This is a genomic window from Terriglobia bacterium (assembly GCA_032252755.1).
Classification (GTDB): Bacteria; Acidobacteriota; Terriglobia; order Terriglobales; family Acidobacteriaceae; genus JAVUPY01.
The window spans coordinates 37,935-59,707 of sequence record JAVUPY010000017.1 but is presented as its reverse complement, the minus strand read 5'-3'; the positions used below and the strand labels follow the sequence as shown (position 1 = coordinate 59,707).

Below are 21,773 nucleotides of genomic sequence, written 5' to 3'. Positions count from 1 at the left end.
CTTCGGGCTGGCCGTGACCGTTCGCTGAAAATCGGGTCAGGATTCGAGGTTCATCTTGCGGAGCAGGCCGGTAAAACGAGGATCTGCGCGTAGTGGGTCGAGGAAAGGATAACTTTTGATGGGGATCATGATGGGATCGCGGTCTTCGATTGCCTGCTCCATCCAGAGAAAAGTCTCGTCGATTTCTCCCAGCCCAAGGTGGATGACGGCGAAAGATGTCGGTGACACGTATGTTTGATCCGCAAGGGAGTGAATGCGGTTCAGCAGCGAACGAGCTTCAGACGTGTTGCCCTCGAGGGCCAGGGAAAAGCCGAGCCAACCCAGCATTTGCGGTGCACCACCTGACCACTCCACAGCCAGGCGCTGAGCAGTGATCGCCTCCTGGAGTTTTCCCATGTCGCGGCAGATGTGGCCGATCATCATTTGGGGTAAGTAGTAGTCCGGAGCGAGTCCCACCAGGAAACGTGCGGCTGCCAATGCCCGGTCGTATTCATGCGCCAACCAGAAGAAAACCGAAACCCAACAGCGCAGCAGCAGAGAAAGAGGATCCAGCTGCAATGCATATTCAAGGTGGGTGATGCCCTCCGTAAGGCGACCTTGGGGCAGGAGTCCGCTTCCGGCATACCGAAAGCGGACAAGCGGGGATGACGGGTTCAGTTCCATAGCGCGATTTAATTCGCGTTGAACCTCGGGCCAGTTGTAGTCAAGCTGTTGGCGAAACTGCCCGAGCAGTCCGTGGGTCTCGGCCAGCGTGTTATCGATCTCGAGGGCCCGCAGGGCGGCCCAAAGCCCTGCCGAAAACGCCTCCTTCGGTGGTATGTACCCGAAAAATCCTGTCCAAAAATAAGCCTCACCCAAAGCGTCATAAGCGAGAGCGAATTGGGCATCGCGGGCGATGGCTTCTTCGAAACACTTTCTTGCCTCGATCAATTCCAGCGGTGTTTCCCTGTACATGTGCTGGCGACCGCGGAGATACGACTGGTATGCGAGTAAATCGCTGGTTGGCTGCTTTCTGGCGGGGTCTCCGGTGCCAAGCTTGCTGGATAGAGAAGGGATTTGCCTAGCGATGTCGGCGGCAATACGACTCTGAAGACGGAAGACCTGATTCATCTCGATGTCATATCTCTTCGCGAAGACGTGCACCTGGTCGCTGGTCTGAATCAGTTGCACATTGATGGCGACGTGATCGCCGTCGGTGCGGACACCGCCTTCCACGACGTGGTCCACGTGCAATTCGCGACCAATCTGTCCAACATCCTTGTGACTGCTCTTATAAAGCATGGCGGTCGTGCGGGCGATAACGGCGAGTTGCTCCGGCGCTAAGGTTGCGAGCGCGGTGATGATCTCGTCGGTCATGGCATCGCTGAAGTAATCCTGCGCTGAATCACCGCTCAGGTTTATGAAGGGAAGCACGACAACCCTGGTTCGCGACGGCAGGGGAGTCTCTTGCGGATGCGCTGGCACTTCGCGAACGGGCGCGATGAAACGATAACCCCGCCTGGGCAATGTCTGAATGAATCGGGGATGGTCGGCAGGGTCGCCCAGCGCCTCGCGTAACCGGGCGACGACAATGTTGAGATTGTTATCGAAGTCAACGAAAACGTCGTTGCGCCACAATCGTTGACGCAACTCCTCGCGTGTGACCACGCCACCGGGGTGCTCCAAAAGGGTGAGCAGCACCTGGAAGGATTGATCTCGCAACTTGATTCGGATGCCGCGCTTTCGGAGTTCGCCCGAGTCCAGGTCTATTTCAAAGGGATCGAAGCGGACGACGTTGGACATTGTCGCAGTCCTGCGGTAATCGCCGCGCCGAAAGCGTACCCCCGCGGGACTTTTCGGTCAACGTTAAACCCCGCTATGCCAATGATGAACGCGGCAAGGGCAAAACAAGAACTAAGCAAGGGAGTGTCTATTGCTATACGTCGCTGCCTGAACAGAATAGTTGCCACTGCCTGCAGTCAGCGAGCGATGTCGTCCAGACATCAACCGCAGAAGGAATCGACGATGAAAACGAGAATCACAATTGTTGTCGTTGCATTTTTGCTAATGACCCTCGGTCTGACTGGCCCGGCGGCGCAGGCTCAAGGGCCGTGCAATCTGAAGAGTCTGACGGGAACCTACGCGATCGCCGAGAAAGGATCAAGCGCGATCCTGGATCCAAACTCGGAGCCGTATCCGTTGCACTGGGCTGGTGCGTTATCGCCGTTCGTCGCCATCGGGGAAGTCACCTTCGATGGCAACGGAATCGGCAAGGGTTTTTACTGGATCAGGATCGGGTCATTCAGCAGTGGGCCTGATCCGGTGCCGGTGGAGGTGACGGTCACGGAGTTGAACGCAGATTGCACGGGCAAGCTACAATTCCCGTTCAACCTTTTCGGCAGCACATACACTGTCGAAGAACGTTTCATTTCTTTCGACAACGGTCGCGAGAGTCGCTCCATTCCTACGGAGACGGGTGTTCCTACCCTAACCTATGTCGGCGAAACTCACCGCATCGGCAAGCCCGGCGATCCGCCGAATAGTTGCGGGCAGCAGACCGCTCAGGGTAGCTACTTGTGGACCGTGGAAAACCTGGTGCGGTTTGACACCCCGTACCCTATCTTCTCTGACGCATTGCTAATTCGGATGAATGTTTCGATGACGGGTGAGTTTACGGGCACGCTTTACGAGAAACTGGGACCCACAGGCAATATCGAACTGCCCGTCTGGGGGACTACGACGGTTAATCCAGACTGTTCTTTTGTGTCGATTCTCAACATCGACTTTCCGAACTTGGGTATCACTGCAACGGCTCCCGTCCGCGGGGTTCTATACGACGAGGGCAAGAAGGCGTTTGGCCTGAACATGAACTCCGGTCCGATCGGGACGCAGTATTCGTTTGGTGAAGCCGTGAGAATCGGCCAGTAGGCTGGTGGCGTACTGTCTCACTCCTGCCCTATCCTTCTCGCTCTTGCGAGAGGGTGGGGCAGCCGCAGCGAAGAAGACATAGGGTCTCGCGACTCTCCCTCAAGAACTGGGGATCGGTTCATCCTCCCGATTGTGCTCACCGTGCAACACAGTTCCGAACAATTCGACGAGAAAGAGCACAGCCACAATGGTGGAACCCATGAGTCCGAGGAAGAACAGTGCCGTTAGACATGACCCAAGCAGGTGTAGCCACATAATCACTTAGTGTCGGTTTTGACGTTCATCGGCTGCCCGAAATTCCCGCGGGGCTCCACTTTTTACCACCACACGGAATTTAGTCTACCTTCGACCACCCGGAGCGACCCGCTCGATACAAAATGCTAGTACCTGCAAAAGGGAGCCGGGGCTCCACGCGGAATGTGAAAACGCGAGTTATACGGGCTAGTTCGCATGAACCACGGAAGTAAACGCTAAAGATTGTGGCTGGTGGGAGTCACACCACAATTCCTCGACTTCATTCGCAGCAACCCAAAAGACTACCTGAAGGACATGTCCGTCCGCGTTTTCCACATTAAAAAAGTTATTGACACACAACCAGTTAGGCGTAGGATGTGGTCCAAAGTGGTACGAAGTGGAGCAAGGTGGTTGGTCGTGGTGGCCGGTTCTCAGATGAACCAAAAAGTGGTCGACCAACAACTCGATGTCGAAGCAAGGCCACTGGGGCTCCTGGACAGCAATGGGTTCGAAAAAGCTTCAAAAGGGGCCGAACCAGCAAGATTGGCAGCTCTTGGACGAGCTAGCAAGTATGTTTCGCGGCAACTCTCCAACCCGGATCGACGAAAAGGGACGGTTGAAGGTCCCGGCGGACTTCAAGCGCGTGCTGGACGAGAAGTACAGCTCGCTGAAGTTCTACATCACGAGCCTGGATGGGAAGGTCGCGCAGATTTACCCGATGGAAGAGTGGGAGCGGATCGAGCAGAAGTTGGCAGCGTTGCCGACTTTCAATCCGACGAAGAAGAAGTTTCTCGATCGCACCAACTACTACGGGCAGGTTGTCGAGATGGACGGACAGGGGCGTTTGCTGGTTCCGAGCCTTCTGCGCGAGAGCGCGAACATTAAAGGCGAAGTACTCGTATTCGGGAACCTGACGAACCTGGAAGTGCGCAACGCGGAAGAGTTCAAGAAGGAGATGGAAGCGCAGCCGTTCACTCCTGAAGATGCGGAAACTTTGGGTAAGTTGGGCATCTAGTGACGGACGACAGCGACAGGGAGTTCGACCCCAGCGCTCAGAGGGGCGCGCATGGCAAAGGCAAGTTTGGCCATGTATCGGTTCTTTTGAAACAGGCGATCGATTTCCTGGCCGTTCAGCGCGGCGGGACTTATCTGGACGCCACGGTGGGCCTGGGCGGGCACAGTTTCGAAATTGCAAAACGCCTCGGCGCACAGGGTCGTTTGATTGGCTTCGATAAGGACACGCGAGCGCTGGAGTTGGCCCGCAGGCGGTTGTTGGAGCCTCCGCAGGAACTGCGCAGTGATTGGCCTTCCGTGACCCTGGTGCATGCCTCGTATGCAGAAGTTGCGACGAGAGTGGAGCCGGGATCGCTGAACGGATTGCTCGCGGACCTGGGAGTGAGCTCGATGCAGTTCGAAGACCCTGCGCGTGGATTCAGTTTTCAGGCGGAAGGACCGCTCGACATGCGGATGAACCCGCAAGCCGAGTTGACCGCCGATCAAGTGGTAAACCAGTTCGACGAGAAAACACTCGCCGACCTGATTTACGAATTCGGTGAGGAAAGGAGGTCGCGGAGAATCGCCAGAGCCATTGTTCGGGCGCGGCCGATAAGAACGACCGCTCATCTAGCACAAGTTGTATCGGCCGCGGCCCGGCCAATGAAAAGCCCCATCGCGAGCAAAAGCGGCTCGCGCCGGGGGCCCCGCAAACCAGAACAAGCGGAACGGCGAATTCATCCAGCGACATTGACTTTTCAAGCTCTCCGAATATTCGTAAACCGCGAACTGGAAGACCTGGGGGCGCTGCTCGAGGCAGCGCCCAAGGTGCTTCGGAAAGAGGGAAGGCTGGTGATGATCAGCTTTCACTCGTTGGAAGACCGGATGGTGAAAGATGCGCTGCGCGAGGGCGCGCGCGAAGGCACCTGGGAGGTGCTGACACGCAAGCCGGTCACGGCAGACGAGGAAGAGATCGCAGGGAATCCGCGGAGCCGTAGCGCCAAGATGCGAGCCGCGAGGAGAACGAGATGATTAGGATTTTCCAAATTGGTTTTGCGGTGATGTGGAAAATTCTGTGGGTAATGTGAATAAGTTCCAGGTTGTGGATCAGGTGGAAAGGTTGATGGTTATGTTTACCGGTACGACGATTGACGAGCTTCTGGATATGGTTCAGAAGGCTGAGAATCAGGCCGAGACCAAGGTCCGGCTGCAGGAGGAGATCGAAAAGATCCCGGTCCTGCTACCTCCGGGCCAGCAGCAGTTCTATCGTCCGTTGAATGCGCCGCTATTGATGGGGGTAGCGTAATGTCGGTCTGGGCTGTTGCCACTTCGAGTTTGCAGGAAGCGTTGCTCTCGCGCGTCAAGAGCGTTGCCGAGACGAAGTTGCCGTCGCGCGCCGCGGCGCGACGTTTCGTTCCCGGCTCGCCGGAAGTGTACTTTCAAAAGACGATCGATAACTCGCGCCTGGTGAAGATCGACGATCCTGGGCGGAAGCGCGAGATGCGGATGTTCATGATCGCAGCCGCGGTGGTTTTCGTTTTGTGCACGGTGTACGTGTGGCAGCATTTCCGGGCGATCGAGTACGGGTACAACATTGAAGCGGCGAAGGCGCAGCGCGACCAGTTGATCGAGCAGAACCGGGAGCTGCGACTCGAAGACGCTTCGTTGCGGAATCCAGAGCGGATCGACAAGTTGTCTCGCTCGATGGGGTTTGAAGTTCCGGCTGCCGGTCAGGTTCAGCAGATGGACGCGGCGCCTGACTCGAATGGTCCGGTAATGGCGCGAGCAGGGATTTCGGTCGTCAGCCTGTCGCAATAGTTTTGCCGGACTTCAACCAGAGTCTTAGGCGAAAGGATGGCGGTCCACAAGGTGGGACCGCCATTGGTATCTCAAAGGACGGGATGCGGTAACCCCACATCCGCTAACCGCGGCAGATGTGGGGCCACCAACAACATTCAAGAACTACGATCAGGGATACGGATGGCATCCACTACAGCAGCGAACGGAGCCAAACCAAGACTTTATCTTTTTGTCATTTTTCTTTGCTTTTGGGCCGTTGCGATCTGCGGACGGCTCGTCTATCTACAAATCTTCCAATACGGGTTTTTCGTTGACAGGGCTGAGCGTCAGCAGCAGCGTACGGTCGATGTCGCTCCACGGCGCGGAGTTATTTATGACCGCAACGGGCAGGAACTGGCGATGTCGATCATGGTTGACTCGGTGTTTGCGGTTCCCAGCGAAATTCCAGATCAAGCCTCGACGGCATCGATACTCGGAAGGATTCTGAAGACGGATCCGCGCGAACTGCTTGCGCGGTTGAAGGGGTCGCGAAACTTCGCGTGGATTGCGCGCAAGGTTGATGGCGATGTGTCGGCGCGGATACGCGCTCTGAATTTGAAGGGAATCTACTTCCAGCAGGAGCCGAAGCGGTTTTATCCCAACCGCGAATTAACCGCGCAGGTGCTTGGTTATGTCGGTCTTGATGACGAGGGGCTTGCCGGTATCGAGCGCGAGTACGATGAGCAACTGCGCGGCACGCCGGGCAAGATGGTGATCTCGCTCGACGCGCGGCGCAAATCGCTCGGCAGCATCGAAAAGCGTCCGGACCCGGGTCAGAACGTGGTCCTCACCATCGACGAGAAGATTCAATACATTGTAGAGACCGAGCTCGCCCAAGCGATGGCGGATACGCACGCGGCTTCCGGGACAGTGGTGGTACAAAACCCGCGGACGGGCGAAATACTGGCCCTGGCAAACAGGCCAACGTTTAATCCGAACATTTCAAAACAAATTACTCCGGCCGCGCTGAAGAACCATGCCGTAAGCGATGTCTACGAGCCCGGTTCGGTGTTTAAGACGGTTACCTACTCAGCGGTTTTCGAAGACCACCTGGCGAAAACGGACGAGATCACGGATTGCGATCCCGGGTACATCAATGTCGGCGGGATTCGCATACGGGACGCACACCACATCGGGACTGTAACCCTGGAGAAGGCGTACGCCGAATCGAGCGACGTCGCGGCGGTGAAAATGGGACTACGTCTCGGTCCGGATCGTTTTTACAAATACATTCGCGATTACGGGTTCGGGCAGCATACGGGAATTGAACTGCCCGGGGAGACGCGCGGGCTGGTGAAGCCCCCGAGCCGCTGGTCGGCATCATCAATCGGCGCGATGTCCATTGGGCAGGAAGTCGGGGTAACTCCGCTGCAACTTGCCTCGATGATTTCGACGGTTGCGAACGACGGGATCTACACGCCGCCACGGGTAGTCGCGGGATTGACGGAGCCCAGCAGTCTTTACCAGCAAATCGTCTTTCGACCGCCGCAACAGCACCGGGTCATCTCCACGATGACCGCGGCAACCATGAAGAGACTGATGGAACAGGTTGTGTTGTTCGGCACCGCGCGCCGCGCGATTCTGAATGGCTATACGAGCGCGGGTAAAACCGGTACCGCGCAGAAAGTGGATCCTGCGACTGGCCGTTACTCTCAAACAAATTACGTTGCGACGTTTGCAGGTTTTGCGCCGGTCAATAATCCGGCGCTAACCATCGTGGTGAGCCTCGACTCGCCCAAGGGCTTGCACCAAGGCGGCCAGGTTTCAGCACCGGTGTTCGCGCGGATCGCGCAAAAGGTCCTGGCGTACTTGAATGTTCCTCACGATGCGGAGATCAAGACCGACTCGCAGCGGAAAAGCATGCTCGCGAAGCTGAAGAATGAAGACCTAAGCGATGGCGACGACGAGCATGTTGGGGAGCCCCTGGAAACCGAAGCCGATGCGACGCCCAACTCAACAGCTAAGTCCGGCGGAGTTATGCAAGCCTCGATGAAGCAATCCGTTTCAGATGGTCCGCCGCTCCCGAACCCGAACCCCACGCCGGCGCAAGGCACGGTTATTCTTGACGCCGAAGACGGCCAGGTTGTTCCCTCGCTCGTCGGTATGCCCCTGCGGACGGCGGTGGCGAAGGCCCAGGAAGCCGGCTTCGAGTTGGCGATTCTCGGCAGCGGCATCGCGCGAGAGCAATCGCCCGCGCCAGGAACGAAATTGCCCATTGGGTCGAAGATCGCGGTGAGATTCACGAGGTAAGACGTTAGATTTTGGATTGTGGATCAAAGGGATCGTGCGATCGTGCCATTGAAGACAACGGATGGTTCGGAAGATCGCGGTTGGGACGATTCTGGGCGAGGTACCGGACCCTAAGTAACGATCCACCATTCACAATCCACGATCCACACGCATTTATAATTTCATGCAGATGAATTTCCAGCGCTTGTTGGATGGCGCCGAAGTACTCGCCCAGCAGGGGGACACCGAGATCACGGGTCTCGATTACGACTCCCGCCGGGTGAAGCCCGGCTTTGCTTTCGTCGCCATGCGTGGCGAGAGCACGGACGGAAATCGCTTTATCGATAAGGCGATTGCCGCCGGTGCTGTTGCGGTCGTCTCCGACTCGACGGCAGAATCGCCGCGCACGGGGATCGCGTGGGCGCAGGTTTCGCACGGACGCCGCGCTCTTGCTCGTCTGAGTGCGAATTTCTACAAACGTCCGGCGGAGAAGCTGCGGATCACGGGCATTACCGGTACGAACGGCAAGACCACAACGACGTTCATCGTCGAGTCGATTCTCAAGACGGCTGGACGCAAGAACGCCCTCGTCGGCACGGTCGAATATCACCTGCCGGGTGAAGTTCTACCAGCACCGCACACCACACCGGAATCGCTCGAACTCAACCAGATATTCGCGCATGCCCTGGCCGACGGGGCCACGGAAGCGGTGATGGAGGTCTCGTCGCATGCGCTGGAGCAGCAGCGGGTATATGCGATCCCGTTCGACGTGTCGATATTTTCGAACCTCACGCGGGATCATCTCGACTACCACAAGACAATGGATGCGTACTTCGCGTCGAAGCGCATCCTTTTCGAGGGGTGCGGAACCGAACCGCCGCGCGTAGCGGTCACCAATTGTGAGGACGAGTACGGACGGCGCCTGCTCGATTTCAGCAAAAAGCACAGTGAGGAAGTCTTCACCTATGGTCTCGACAAAGGCGATTTCCGCACACAGCGCCTTGAGATCAGCTCCGCGGGGAACCGATTCGACCTGGTTACGCCGACTGGGACGATTCCTGTGTTCTCGCCCATGCGTGGGCGGGTGAACGTTTACAACGTGCTTGCCGCGTCGGCCGCCGCTTACGCCCGAGGCTGTTCGCTTGAGGAGATCACGCGCGGTATTGGGGCGCTGGAGCGAGTTCCCGGACGGTTCGAAAGCGTCGATGAAGGCCAGCCGTTTTCGGTGGTCGTCGACTATGCACACACAGATGATGCCCTGAAGAACCTCACGGCGCTCGCGCGTGAATTCGTCGCCAAGGCGGGCGGGCAGGTTATCACAGTATTTGGCTGCGGCGGAGACCGCGATCGCGCCAAGCGGCCGATGATGGGCGAAGCCGCCGGGAATGGCAGTAATTTTGTCGTGCTCACCTCGGATAATCCCCGGAGTGAAGATCCGCTGGCGATCATGAATGATGCCCTGTTGGGCCTGCAGCGCACGCGCACGCCATATATCCTTGAGCCCGACCGCCGCAAAGCGATTGCGAAGGCGCTTGAAGAGGCGAAGCCAGGGGACATCGTGCTAATTGCCGGAAAGGGTCACGAGCGTACGCAGACGACACGAGAAGGCGTTTTTCCCTTCGACGATTTTACGGTTGCGAAAGAAGAGTTGAACCGGCTGGGGTACAGGAAGTAAGGAACGAATGAAGTTATCTCTCTTGCGGATTTCGGAACTGGTGCAGGCGGTGGGTGAGTTCGACGACAATGCCGTCGCGACCGGTTATTCCATTGACAGCCGCACCATCCAACCGGGCGACCTGTTCTTCGCCGTCAAAGGTGAGCGCCTCGATGGCCATGACTATGTCGAGGCCGCCCTGGCGGCCGGCGCAGTCGCGGCTGTCGTTCGCGAAGACGCGGCCGCACGGTTTGCGGCCAAGACCAACCTGCTGGCGGTTGACGATACACTTGTGGCGCTGCAGTCGCTGGGTGCAGCTGTCCGCCGCATCTGGGGGAAAAAGCTCGTTGGGGTTACCGGCTCCGCCGGCAAGACCACGACGAAAGAAACCATTGCTCACGTACTGGCTTCGAAGTTCCGAGTCCACAAGTCGCGCGGGAACTTCAACAACCATTTTGGATTGCCGCTCAATCTGCTTCAGCTCGAGCCCGAGCACGAGATCGCAGTCCTGGAACTCGGCATGTCGCATGCGGGGGAGATCACTGAACTTGCCCGGCAGGCGAGGCCAGACGTGGGTGTCGTGACGAACGTTGCTCCGGTACACCTCGAGTTCTTCGACTCGATCGCGGGGATCGCGCGAGCCAAGTACGAGCTGATCGAATCGCTTCCGGCACAGGGCGTGGCCGTTCTGAATGCCGATGACGAGTACGTGTCGCAATTCGGCCGCGACTTCCGCGGCAAGGTCGTCATGTATGGTATTCGCCGTCCCGCTGATATTTTGGCGCAGAAGATTGATGCACGGGGCACCGCTGGAACCGAGTTCGATCTTGTGGTGGAAGGTGTTCGGGAGCGCACCACTTTGCCTCTGGTCGGCGAGCATAATGTCCTGAACGCGCTTGCCGCGGTAGCAGTGGCAATGCAGTTCGGATTTCGACCGTCGGAGGCGGCCGCGGCTCTCGCCACAATGGCTCCGGTGGAAAAGCGTGGAGAGGTACTCCAAATCGGTAATAGCACGGTACTGAACGATTGCTACAATTCCAATCCGAAAGCCCTCAGGGCAATGGTAGACGCACTCCTCTCGATGCCGGCGAAGCGCCACATTGTGGTCTCTGGGGAGATGCTCGAGCTGGGACCGACGAGCGCCGAACTGCATCGCGAGTGCGGGCGCTACATGGCCGAACGCGGCGTTACTCGGCTTATCGGCGTCCGGGGCATGGCGCAGGCTTGTGTAGAAGGTGCTCACGAGGCGGGGTTGCAGGACGCGGAGTTCGTGGAGACGCCTGAAGAGGCAGGCGAACGTCTGGCTTCGGAAGTGCGCGAAGGAGACGCGATTCTGTTCAAGGCATCGCGGGGAGTGAGGTTGGAGAGAGGGCTTGAGGTGTTTAAGTCGCGAATGATACGAACAAAATGACGAATGTCGAAATGACGAATGAAATGCATTACGGCGAAAAGCAGTTCCATTCGTCATTCTGACATTGTCATTCCGACATTCTAGAAAAGGGTTTTCTTTGCTCTACTGGCTTTTATACGAATACATTTTCCGGCACTTCGGCATCGGGCCGTTCAGGCTCTTCCGATTCCTCACGTTCCGAACGGCCTTCGCCAGCCTGACGGCGTTATTCATGGGGCTGATCGTTGGGCCGTGGGTGGTGAACCGGCTGCGCGAGTTCCAGATCGGCCAATACATCCGGGAAGAAGGTCCGAAGGCGCACCAGAAGAAGGCTGGCACTCCGACAATGGGCGGAGTGCTCATTGTCATCGCCATCGTGATTCCGACGATTCTCTGGGCGGACCTGACGAATCGATTTGTCTGGATCGCTGTCTTTGCGACTCTCGCCTACGGGGGGATCGGGTTTGCTGACGACTATCTGAAAGTCGTCCACCGCCGGAACCTTGGCCTGACCGGGCGCACCAAGATGGCACTTCAGATCCTGTTCGCTGTCATCATCGGGGCGACACTGATCATCTACCAGGCTGTGGGCATGTACTCGACGCACTTGATTGTGCCCTTCGCCAAGAAGTTCCGGCCCGACCTTGTTTTTAGCTCTTTGCTCGATAAGCCGCACCTGTGGCCCATCGCTTTCCTGCCGTTTATTGCTTTCGTCGTGCTGGTAATTGTCGGATCGAGCAATGCCGTGAACCTTACCGACGGCCTCGACGGGCTCGCGATTGGGTGCACGGTGATTGCGGCTGGCGCGCTGACGGTGCTGACGTACGTCAGCGGCCATGCCGTTTTCGCCAGCTACCTTGAAATTCAGAGCCTGCCGCAAGTTGGGGAACTGACGATTTTCTGCGGGGCGATGGTCGGGTCAGCGATCGGTTTTCTCTGGTATAACGCGCACCCCGCGGAAGTTTTCATGGGCGATGTCGGGTCGCTCGCGCTGGGCGGAGCGATTGGGACGGTTGCGGTCATCATCAAGCAAGAACTGCTGCTGCCGTTCATCGGGGGCATCTTCGTCATCGAAGCACTCTCGGTCATACTGCAGGTGGGCAGCTACAAACTTCGCAAGAAGAGAATCTTCAAGATGGCGCCGCTGCACCACCATTTCGAACTGATGGGATGGTCGGAGTCGAAGGTGATCGTGCGCTTCTGGATCGCGTCGCTGATCTTCGCGCTGTTCGCACTGACGACCTTGAAACTGCGCTAATCTCAGGGCGCTCCCGGGCGCATTGAGGCAACCGGTTTTGAGCCTCAAACGATACACTTATAGGTTCTTACCTGATTGCGCCAATCATTTTCCGTGGCACAATGACGAAGGCACTCATGGACGTGCAAGGCAAACGTGTGTTGGTGGTCGGGCTCGGTAAATCGGGCGTTGCATCTTCTTTGTTTCTGCAATCGCGCGGGGCGCGGGTCACCGTCTCCGACGAGAAGTCACAGGAGCAACTCCGGACGGAGATCCCGGCGCTTCTCGACAAGGGCATCGTCGTGGAAACGGGCAAGCACGGAGAGCGGACTTTTCGCGAGCAGGACCTGATTGTGGTCAGCCCCGGCGTTCCGAACGACGTCCCGCCGCTGATGAATGCCCGAAAACTGGGGATTCCGGTTATTGGCGAGATCGAATTGGCGACGCGCTTCCTGCAGGGTCGCGTTATCGCGATCACCGGGTCGAACGGAAAAACGACTACGACCACGCTGACCGGCGAGGTGATTGCCGCGGGTGGATTCCAATCGCTGGTGGGCGGAAACATTGGCACGCCGGCTATTACGTTCGTTGACCAGTCATCGCCCAGCACTTGGGTTGTGCTGGAGATCTCCAGCTTCCAGTTGGAAACAATCGAGACTTTTCGGCCGCATATCGCTGCGATTCTCAATATCACGCCGGACCACCTTGACCGGCACGGCTCGATGGGGGCTTACATCGCGGCAAAGGCGCGAATCTTCGAGAATCAGTCGGAGAAGGATTTTGCCGTCCTTAATATGGACGACGCGACCTGTGTGACGCTTGTACAGAAGCTTACGCCGCAGGTCTACTGGTTCAGCCGAAAAGTAGAAGTGGAGCGAGGAACATTCGTTCGCAACGGGAAGATTATCTTTCGCGATGCGCGAGGTGAGCGCGAGATCATGCCAGTGGATGAGATCACGCTCAAGGGCGCGCACAACCTTGAGAACGTTCTGGCGGCGGCCGCGATGGGGATTCTCGCTGGAGTCGAACCGACGAAGGTCCGTCGGGCTGTCAAGGATTTCAAGGCCGTTGAGCATCGGCTCGAATACACTGCCACCATTCGAGGCGTGCAGTACTTCAATGACTCCAAGGCCACGAACGTCGATGCAACGATCAAGGCGCTCGAGTCTTTCCCCGGCAACATTCACCTGATTCTAGGTGGGAAAGACAAAGGCAGCGACTACTCCGTGCTTAACGATCTGCTCAAAGAGCGTGTGAAGCGGATTTACACGATTGGTGCGGCGGCGCAGAAGATCGAGTCGCAAATTGCCGGTGTCGAAATCACCAGCGCTGGAACTCTCGACCAGGCTGTCCGAAAGGCGAGCGAGTTCGCACAGGCTGGCGACATCGTGCTGCTGGCGCCCGCGTGTGCCAGCTTCGATCAGTTCCAGAGCTACGAACACCGCGGGCGCGCGTTCAAAGAAGCCGTTCATGCGCTGGCCGCGCGCGAAGCCACCCACGTAGGAGGTAAGTAGGTGGCCAAGCGCGTCAGCGTGGATCGGTGGCTTTTTGGCGTTACCGTTCTCCTTGTTCTCATAGGGCTGGTCATGGTTTTCAGTGCCTCGGCGGTGATTGCCAAGGACCGCTTCGGCTCGCCTTATTACTTCATGGTCAAGCAGACGTTCTGGGCGTTCGCCGGTATCGGTGCGATGCTACTGCTGATGAACGTGGACTACCGCAAGTACCGGCATCCGGCGTTCGTCTACTCGAGCGTGGCCATTACAACGCTGCTCCTGATACTCGTTCTCTTCCTCGACCGGTCGCACAATACGCATCGGTGGATCAAACTCGGCGCGTTTTCGTTTCAGCCGTCGGAGCTTGCGAAACCCGCGCTTATCCTTTATCTCGCGTACTTCCTGGAAACCCGTCTTCGCGACATTGAAGACTGGCGACGAACGCTGGTTCCGGCAGTCATCCCGAGCGTGCTGTTTGCGCTCCTGATTGTAAAGGAGCCGGATCTCGGAACCGCGATGGCTTGCTGCGCCATCACTGCCACGGTGCTCTGGGTCGCAGGAATGCACCCCAAGTATCTCGGATACGCCGCGGCTGCTTCCATGGTGCCGCTGTACTGGCTGATCTTCCGGACGCCGTGGCGCTACCAGCGTATTCTCGCGTTCCTGAACCCCTACTCGGATCCGCAGGGCAGCGGCTTCCACATGATCCAATCGCTGATCGCGGTCGGTACGGGTGGTTTTACAGGAAAGGGGCTGATGGAAGGGAAGCAGAAGCTGTTCTACCTTCCCGAGCCGCAGACCGACTTCATTTACGCGGTAATAGCCGAAGAGTGGGGGTTGATCGGATCGGTCATAATCGTGGCCCTTTTTGCGTTCTTCTGCTATCGCGGCCTGCGCTGCGCATTGAATACAAAGGACAACTTTGCGCGATTTCTCGCCGTCGGTATCACCTCCATGGTTGGTGTCCAGGCATTCTTCAATATCAGCGTGGTGCTCGGACTCCTGCCAACCAAAGGCATTCCATTGCCCTTCATTTCATATGGCGGGTCGTCGCTGTTTATAACCTTAGCCAGCGTCGGCGTTTTACTGAACATCACAAAACAGACGGACTAAATTGATGAGAGCGGTTCTTGCAGGTGGCGGGACGGGCGGTCACGTTATTCCGGCGCTCGCGATCGCCCAGGACTTGAAGTCGCGCCTGAGCGCCGAAGTGGTGTTTATCGGCACCGCGCGCGGCATTGAAACCCGGCTTGTCCCGGCGTCCGGGTTCGAGTTGCGGCTTATCGAAGTTGGGGCTCTCAAGCGCGTCAGCCTGGCAACCCGGGCTAAAACGATGTTCGCGCTTCCACAAGCTATCCTGGCCTCGTCCAAAATTCTCGGCGAATTTAAGCCTGACGTTGTGATTGGGGTCGGCGGCTATGCCTCCGGACCGGCGATGCTCGCGGCGACTCTGCGCCGTATACCCACGCTCATTTTTGAACCCAATGTTGTTCCTGGATTCGCGAACAAGATGGTTGCGCCGTTCGCCACTACCGCGGCCGTTCACTTCGAGGCCACATGCCAGTACTTTAAGCGTTGCGTTGTGACAGGCGTGCCGGTCAGGCAGCGCTTCTTCGAGATCCCAACCCGCGCTGCGAACGCTCGTCCATCGCTGCTGCTCTTCGGCGGCAGCCAGGGGTCGCATATCCTCAATACGGTTCTGGTGGAGGCTCTTCCGCAACTCTCCGCCGCGCTTCCCGGCCTGCATGTCGTCCATCAGACCGGCGAGAAGGAATACGAGATGGTTACCAAGGCCTATCTCGACGTGAAGATCTCGGCCGAAGTTTCTCCGTTTATCGACAACATGGCTTCAGCATTCGCCGGAGCCGACCTGCTGGTGTGCCGCTCCGGCGCCAGTACCGTTGCCGAAGTCACCGCCGCCGCGAAGCCGGCACTTTTCGTACCTTTTGCCGGAGCAGCGGACAATCACCAGTTCAAGAACGCCGAATTACTGGTTCGAAATAACGCCGCGGTTCTGATCGAAGAGAAGGATTTGAACTCGAAGCGATTCGCGGAAAACGTGATTGGCTTGCTGAAAGACCGAGCACGGTTACGGTCGATGTCGGAAGCTGCGAAGAAGCTGTCACATCCGAATGCAGCCGGGCAGATCGCCGAACTCGCAGCACGGATTGCGGGGAAGAGCAAAGCAGCGGTCAGCACTACCCAATAAGGATGTCCTCAAGTCCGGCGGGGCGCAGTCATCGCGAGGTACGTGCCTCTTGAGGGTTTGAAGGACCTGAAAGAACTATCCCACTTTAACGCCAAAAGAGGGCATCAGGATTGGCACCCAGTTTGTCTATCCTCAAATCAGTACGTTGCGCTCAGACGATCCACGATGAGTAATCCGAGTTGGGAGACATTGCCTGCTCCCAAGGTGAGCACCATGTCTCCTGCCTGCGCGTTCTTCGCGACGGCTTCAATGGCGTCGTCGAAGGTCGCGACATACTCAGCCGGACGGTTGCACTTGTCGCGGACTTTCGCTGCCAATGACTGCGCGTTCACTCCTGCGATCGGCGGCTCGCTTGCCGCATAGATATCCAGCATGAACACGGCATCGGCGTCGCGGAATGCGTCCGCGAAGTCTTCCATCAGCAATTGGGTTCTTGTGTAGCGATGCGGTTGGAAGACGACCAGTACGCGCCGATATCCGCATTCCTTCGCAGCAGCGAGTGTGGCTTTGATCTCGGTGGGGTGGTGTCCGTAGTCGTCGATAACGGTGACACCGGCTCCGGAACCCCTGATCTGGAATCGGCGGTCCACGCCGCGGAACTCCTCGAGTGCGCGGCGAATATGCTCCGGGCCGACGTCAAGCCCGATGCCGACGGCGATGGCGGCGGTTGCGTTCAGGATATTGTGGGCTCCCGGGACGCGCAGGTGGAACTCGCCGAGGCTGCGGCCTTTGTAGGTGACCTCGAAGGTGCTGTTCGGTTCTGCCTGCGTGCCGCACCGCGCGAAGGAAGAGATGCGGAAATCCGCGCCTTCGCCTATTCCGTAAGTGACCACACGCCGCTGTACTCGCGGTAGAAGCGCCCGGAGAGCCTCGTTGTCCCAGCAGGCGACGACCATGCCGTAAAAAGGCACTCGGTCTATAAATTCGATAAACGTATCTTCCACGTCCTGCATGTCACGGTAGCAGTCCATGTGCTCGCGATCGATGTTGGTCACCACCGAGAGGATCGGCGAAAGCTTCAGGAAAGAGCGGTCGCTTTCATCGGCTTCGGCGACCAGATACTGAGATTTGCCCAGACGGGCGTTGGAACCCATTGCGTCGACGCGCCCGCCTACCACCACCGTGGGATCGAGGCCGCCTGCGGCGAGCACGGAGGCAACCATGCTGGTGGTGGTGGTTTTGCCGTGCATCCCGGCAATGGCAATGCCGTACTTGAGGCGCATCAACTCGGAGAGCATCTCGGCCCGTTGGATGACGGGCAGGTGCAGGCGGTGCGCCTCGGCGACTTCTGGGTTATCTCGGGCTATGGCCGAACTCGTAACGACAACATCGGCTCCCCGTACGTTCTCCGCCTGATGCCCATCGAACACCTGCGCGCCAAGGGAGATCAGCCGAGCTGTTACGCCCGAGTGCTTGAGATCCGAGCCGGAAACTTTGTATCCGAGATTGAGCAGCACCTCGGCAATGCCGCTCATGCCGATTCCACCGATGCCTACAAAATGAATGCGCTGAATCTTCGCGAACATGAAGAGATGATTGTAAAGGATAAACACCAGGATTGACGCAGAACTGCTGCGGGGCCAAAGTTCCGTTTGCGTTTCCTGGTGGAATGCAGTATGTGTTTGTGGAATGTCCCGCGGCAAAACAGCTTCGTCGATGGTTACCGTGAAAGATATTTCGCGCGAGAGCGGATTCTCTGTGGGCACGGTTTCGATCGTCCTGAATGATGCTCCCCTGGCGCGCTACATTTCCGAAAAGACGAAGGTTCACATCAAGAAGGTTACCGAGCGACTGGGCTACAGTCCGAACCAGTTTGCACGCTCGTTACGTGGCAGCAGGAGTCACACGATCGGGGTCATGGTCATCGATGTTACCGACCCATTCTGCACCTTGATCGTGCGTGGCATCGAGAACGGACTTTTTCAGTATTCCTACCTTTCGATCTTTGCCGACGCGCATAACGATCTTTCGCGATTTGAGCGCTACCTGGAACTGATGTTGGAGCGCCGTGTCGAAGGGCTGATCGTGATTGCGAACTGGCTGGTGCTTGACATCAACCTTCTGTCGGACCTGGAGAAACACCGCATTCCGACGGTCATCGTGGCACGTGAAATCCAGCCGGATGCGATGAGTTCGGTGATCGTAGACAACGAAGCGGGCGCGCGGAAGGCGATTGAGCACCTGTACGAACTTGGGCACAGGCAGATCGCGTTCATTCGCGGGCCGAAGGCGCTGGAAGACAGCCAGTTGCGGTGGAATGCGGTGCGATCATTCGCGCGGTCTGTGAAGTTGAATATCGATTCCAAACTGGTGGTCGAGATATCCAGCGAGGCGGACCCGAATATGGTGTTCGACACTTCGGAGAAACTCACCGAGGAACTGCTGAAACGATGCCGTCCGTTCACGGCGCTGATGGCCTACGACGACATTACGGCGCTGGGCGCAATGCGAGCGCTGGCGAAGCTCGGGATCAAGGTGCCGGAACAATGCTCGGTGATAGGCTTCGATGATGTGGCGCCCGCGGCATTTTCAATCCCTCCATTAACGACCGTCCGGCAACCAATGGAGACCATGGGGAGCGCGGCGGCAGACCTCGTGGTCCAGGCCATCAAGGCGAAGATGGAAAAGCGGGAACTTTCGCTGGCGCACCGAAAACTTGCGCCTGAACTCGTGGTTCGACAATCCACGCGTCCTCTCGGATAACCTGCGTGTGTAACAATTTCTCTTGAGAGACAGGGTTTAGGTCTTTAATACGTTTCAATACAGGGTTATGGGCGGTGCGCTGAATCTGAGTGGCGCGACAGACAGGATTCTGGGGGACTGGACGACCAACGCCATTGTGTATGTCAGTTCCGGTATTCCGATTGCCTCGCCGACTGCCGGAGCGTTGAACATTGCAAATGGCGTTTCTTATTTCAATCAGAGGCCTGATCTTACCTGTAATCCGGGCGGGCCCCACACGGCGGATCACTGACGAATACTGTCACTACGCCCCGCCAGTTCCAGTTCGGAGTGCGTTTCATTTTCTAAACAGCCCTTCTCCAATAGGGCCGGCTTCGACCGGCCCTCTTTTTCCCCTCGCTTGCCCAGCAGCCAAGTAATAGCGTTCCCGGAAAAAAGAACGGATGACGCGATCGGTATTTCGAAGTTAAGAAATATCTAAACAGTTTGACACTTAACGATGTGATACGGCTCACGGTTTCCTGTACGTGAACAGTCGGATGATTGGAGTTGCCGGCATGTAAATTTCTTAGCCGGAGGAGCTAGAGATGCATTCTTACTATCGTTTTTTGTTGTTGTGTGCTGTTTTGATTACCCTGACGGGATTGGTCTTCGCTGCCGGCCCGCAGGATGGCAAGTCACTTTATCGAAGCAACTGCAAGGTTTGTCACGACAAGGGTTCGAAGAATGGGATGTACACGCCCATGACTTTGACCCAGGAACAATGGCGCAGGTTCTTTACCACCAAGCTCGCAACGAGCCACAAGACCGCGGTTCATCCCAAAGAAGGCAAGAAGCTGTTTGATCTCCTGACGCCAGAACAGATCAAGAGCATTCAGCGTTTCTGCATCGATCACGCGGCGGACTCGGAACAGCCCGCGACGTGCGGTTAGACAGCATTCTTCACCGTTTTCTCTGAGGAACGAATCATGCGCACATTCATACGCACATCTATATCTACGTTCATTCTGACTGCAATGCTCGCGAGTCCGATGGCGAGGGCGCAAGAAACCGCGTCTACCGGCCAGGACAATGCCCAGATGAAGCAGGAAATCGAGCAACTGAAGAAACAATTGGCGGCCATGGAAGAGAGGCTCGCCGCACAAGAGAAGGCCGCGCAGGACAAAGCGGCAGAAGAAGCGAAAAAGGCGGAAGAAGCAAAGAAAGACGACACGGTCTCCGCGACCGACCTCCAGGCCCAGGTAAAGGACCTCGATGATCGCGTCAACAAGACCGAGCGGCATTCCGCGCTCGATCGCCTGCAGTGGAGCGGCGATTTCCGGGTGGAATCGCACAGTATCTTCGGCCATGTTCCGGCGCATTACGACGGGATGCGGCTACAGAACATGATGGTGAAGACGCTGTGGTTTGGGGCCTTGAACGGTTATACGCCTGACCAGATGGGAGCAATTTTGAGCAGCCCTACGCTGCCCAATGGGCAAGTTAATACTCCAGCAAACTTCGCCAACCTGGTGAATGGGGCTGTCGCCAGCAATTACTCCTCATATCAGTATTTCGCCAACAACCTGCAGTTCAACAACGCCGATCCTAACAATCCCGGACTGAAGCAGATGGTCGGGGCTTTCTCGCCCCAGATGCAGCAGGCAATGATGCAGTACCTGGGGCAGGTTCCCGGAGTGCTTGTGCCTGGCTACTCGGCCGATACGAATGTCTTGATGACAAATCGCCTGCGTCTCAATTTCGATGCTCCGGTCTCGGATAACGTTACAGTGGGTGCCCGTCTGAGCATGTACAAGACGTTCGGCGACTCAACCAATGTCCAGGTGTTCAATGGCCAGGCAAACTCGCTCAACGTTGACGGCACTACCGCTCGGGTTCCGACAGGCGACATGGTGCGCGTGGAGCGCGCGTTCTTTACCTGGCACGACATCGGCGGCTCAAAACTCTACCTGTCCATTGGACGGCGTCCCTCCACGGATGGGCCACCCATGAATTTCCGGCAAGACGAACCGCGCGGCGGAACGCCCCCCGGCTCATTGTTCGACTATCAGTACGACGGCGTGACCGTGGGTTACCACATCACCGATACGATGACTGTGCGGGCCTGCTATGGCATGGGCTATACGGCGGGCTTCGGAAATGGCGACTTGCTGAAGAGCCCGGCTGATCGCGTCAAAGACGTTCACCTGTTCGGCGGCATGATCGACTTGATCGAGACCGAAAAGACATTTGTTCAGGCGATCTATGCTCACGCCTGGAATGTAACCGACGGTTTCGCCGGCACGATGGTATTACCCAATAACCCCATCACTGGCAACCCGGTGGGGGCTCCGGTCGTCATGCGCTACAGCCCCTCGGCCAACCTGGGTGGGATCAATCTGTACGGATTGACGATGCAGAAGCGCCTCGCTCAGTTCGATACTTTTGTGAGCATCAACGCCAACACTCTCCTTCCGAACGGCGTAACCAGTCCGTTTGGCGGGTTGGGATCAGATCCGTTCGACGCGAGCGCCACCAACCACTCCGGCTACATGGTGTACGCGGGCGTGCGCTATGCCTTCCCGCAGAACGATGGCCGAACCAAGCTGGGATTTGAGTACAACCACGGTTCCAAGTACTGGTTCAACTTCGCGCAAGCAGAAGACGACATCATTTCGCCGAAGACAAGCGCTCGTGGTGACGTTTTCGAAACCTATCTAACGCATCGCATCAACCAACGTTTCATTCTCAAAGCCGATTACCAGCGTTTCAACTACACCTGGAGCGGATCCGGTTGGCATGTGGGCGCGCCAAAGCGCCTGGATTCCACGCCGATGCTCGGATTCCCGACCTATGACCGGGCAGGCATGTTGACGGTCGGGCTAACCGCTCGCTTCTAGGGCGTTGTGCCTCTTTCCGGCGGCCGC

The 21,773-nt window shown here is 57.4% G+C and carries 17 protein-coding genes; 15 read left to right on the top strand and 2 right to left on the bottom strand.

What is annotated here, in order from left to right:
• Positions 1 to 36 precede the first annotated feature (36 nt).
• On the bottom strand, positions 37 to 1,782 hold the full coding sequence (locus ROO76_03080) for a winged helix-turn-helix domain-containing protein (GenBank protein ID MDT8067129.1): 1,746 nt from the start codon (positions 1,780 to 1,782) through the stop codon (positions 37 to 39).
• Between the two features lie 222 nt (positions 1,783 to 2,004).
• On the opposite strand from ROO76_03080, the gene ROO76_03075 reads away from it, so the two are divergent.
• The 12 genes from ROO76_03075 (at position 2,005) to murG (ending at position 16,185) form a co-directional block, all read left to right on the top strand.
• The gene (locus ROO76_03075; GenBank protein MDT8067128.1) at positions 2,005 to 2,907 is read left to right on the top strand and encodes a hypothetical protein; all 903 of its coding nucleotides are present in this window, start codon (positions 2,005 to 2,007) and stop codon (positions 2,905 to 2,907) included.
• An 805-nt stretch (positions 2,908 to 3,712) separates the two neighbouring features.
• Positions 3,713 to 4,156: a division/cell wall cluster transcriptional repressor MraZ gene (locus ROO76_03070; GenBank protein MDT8067127.1), complete on the top strand. Its 444-nt coding sequence runs from the start codon at positions 3,713 to 3,715 to the stop codon at positions 4,154 to 4,156.
• Positions 4,156 to 5,166, top strand: coding sequence for a 16S rRNA (cytosine(1402)-N(4))-methyltransferase RsmH (gene rsmH, locus ROO76_03065; GenBank protein MDT8067126.1), 1,011 nt, complete (start codon positions 4,156 to 4,158; stop codon positions 5,164 to 5,166). Before ROO76_03070 ends, rsmH begins: the two co-directional genes overlap by 1 nt.
• Before the next feature lie 43 nt (positions 5,167 to 5,209).
• The gene (locus ROO76_03060; protein MDT8067125.1) at positions 5,210 to 5,440 is read left to right on the top strand and encodes a hypothetical protein; all 231 of its coding nucleotides are present in this window, start codon (positions 5,210 to 5,212) and stop codon (positions 5,438 to 5,440) included.
• Positions 5,440 to 5,952 carry a cell division protein FtsL gene (locus tag ROO76_03055; GenBank protein ID MDT8067124.1) on the top strand — a complete coding sequence of 171 codons (513 nt, stop codon included), beginning with the start codon at positions 5,440 to 5,442 and terminating at the stop codon, positions 5,950 to 5,952. The genes ROO76_03060 and ROO76_03055 overlap by 1 nt, the downstream gene beginning before the upstream one ends.
• A 162-nt stretch (positions 5,953 to 6,114) precedes the next feature.
• Positions 6,115 to 8,223, top strand: coding sequence for a penicillin-binding protein (locus ROO76_03050; protein MDT8067123.1), 2,109 nt, complete (start codon positions 6,115 to 6,117; stop codon positions 8,221 to 8,223).
• A 169-nt stretch (positions 8,224 to 8,392) separates the two neighbouring features.
• Positions 8,393 to 9,877 carry a UDP-N-acetylmuramoyl-L-alanyl-D-glutamate--2,6-diaminopimelate ligase gene (locus ROO76_03045; protein MDT8067122.1) on the top strand — a complete coding sequence of 495 codons (1,485 nt, stop codon included), beginning with the start codon at positions 8,393 to 8,395 and terminating at the stop codon, positions 9,875 to 9,877.
• A 7-nt stretch (positions 9,878 to 9,884) separates the two neighbouring features.
• The gene (gene murF / locus ROO76_03040; GenBank protein MDT8067121.1) at positions 9,885 to 11,267 is read left to right on the top strand and encodes a UDP-N-acetylmuramoyl-tripeptide--D-alanyl-D-alanine ligase; all 1,383 of its coding nucleotides are present in this window, start codon (positions 9,885 to 9,887) and stop codon (positions 11,265 to 11,267) included.
• A gap of 97 nt (positions 11,268 to 11,364) precedes the next feature.
• Complete coding sequence (gene mraY / locus ROO76_03035) at positions 11,365 to 12,504, top strand: phospho-N-acetylmuramoyl-pentapeptide-transferase (GenBank protein ID MDT8067120.1); 1,140 nt, start codon at positions 11,365 to 11,367, stop codon at positions 12,502 to 12,504.
• A gap of 116 nt (positions 12,505 to 12,620) precedes the next feature.
• Positions 12,621 to 13,997, top strand: coding sequence for a UDP-N-acetylmuramoyl-L-alanine--D-glutamate ligase (gene murD / locus ROO76_03030; protein MDT8067119.1), 1,377 nt, complete (start codon positions 12,621 to 12,623; stop codon positions 13,995 to 13,997).
• Positions 13,998 to 15,089, top strand: a complete 1,092-nt coding sequence (ftsW, locus tag ROO76_03025; protein MDT8067118.1) for a putative lipid II flippase FtsW — start codon at positions 13,998 to 14,000, stop codon at positions 15,087 to 15,089.
• Between the two features lie 4 nt (positions 15,090 to 15,093).
• Positions 15,094 to 16,185 carry an undecaprenyldiphospho-muramoylpentapeptide beta-N-acetylglucosaminyltransferase gene (murG, locus tag ROO76_03020; GenBank protein MDT8067117.1) on the top strand — a complete coding sequence of 364 codons (1,092 nt, stop codon included), beginning with the start codon at positions 15,094 to 15,096 and terminating at the stop codon, positions 16,183 to 16,185.
• Positions 16,186 to 16,322: 137 nt separating this feature from the next.
• Here the strand turns inward: murG and murC are convergent, their stop codons facing one another.
• A complete protein-coding gene (murC, locus tag ROO76_03015; protein MDT8067116.1) occupies positions 16,323 to 17,711 on the bottom strand; it encodes a UDP-N-acetylmuramate--L-alanine ligase in 1,389 nt (462 codons plus the stop codon).
• 103 nt (positions 17,712 to 17,814) lie between these two features.
• Between murC and ROO76_03010 the strand changes: the two genes are divergently transcribed.
• The 3 genes from ROO76_03010 (at position 17,815) to ROO76_03000 (ending at position 21,746) form a co-directional block, all read left to right on the top strand.
• Positions 17,815 to 18,888 carry a LacI family DNA-binding transcriptional regulator gene (locus ROO76_03010; GenBank protein MDT8067115.1) on the top strand — a complete coding sequence of 358 codons (1,074 nt, stop codon included), beginning with the start codon at positions 17,815 to 17,817 and terminating at the stop codon, positions 18,886 to 18,888.
• Between the two features lie 566 nt (positions 18,889 to 19,454).
• Positions 19,455 to 19,799 (top strand): cytochrome c, encoded by a 345-nt coding sequence (locus ROO76_03005; GenBank protein ID MDT8067114.1) that lies wholly within the window; start codon positions 19,455 to 19,457, stop codon positions 19,797 to 19,799.
• A 36-nt stretch (positions 19,800 to 19,835) separates the two neighbouring features.
• The gene (locus ROO76_03000) at positions 19,836 to 21,746 is read left to right on the top strand and encodes a DUF3373 family protein (protein MDT8067113.1); all 1,911 of its coding nucleotides are present in this window, start codon (positions 19,836 to 19,838) and stop codon (positions 21,744 to 21,746) included.
• Positions 21,747 to 21,773: the final 27 nt, after the last annotated feature.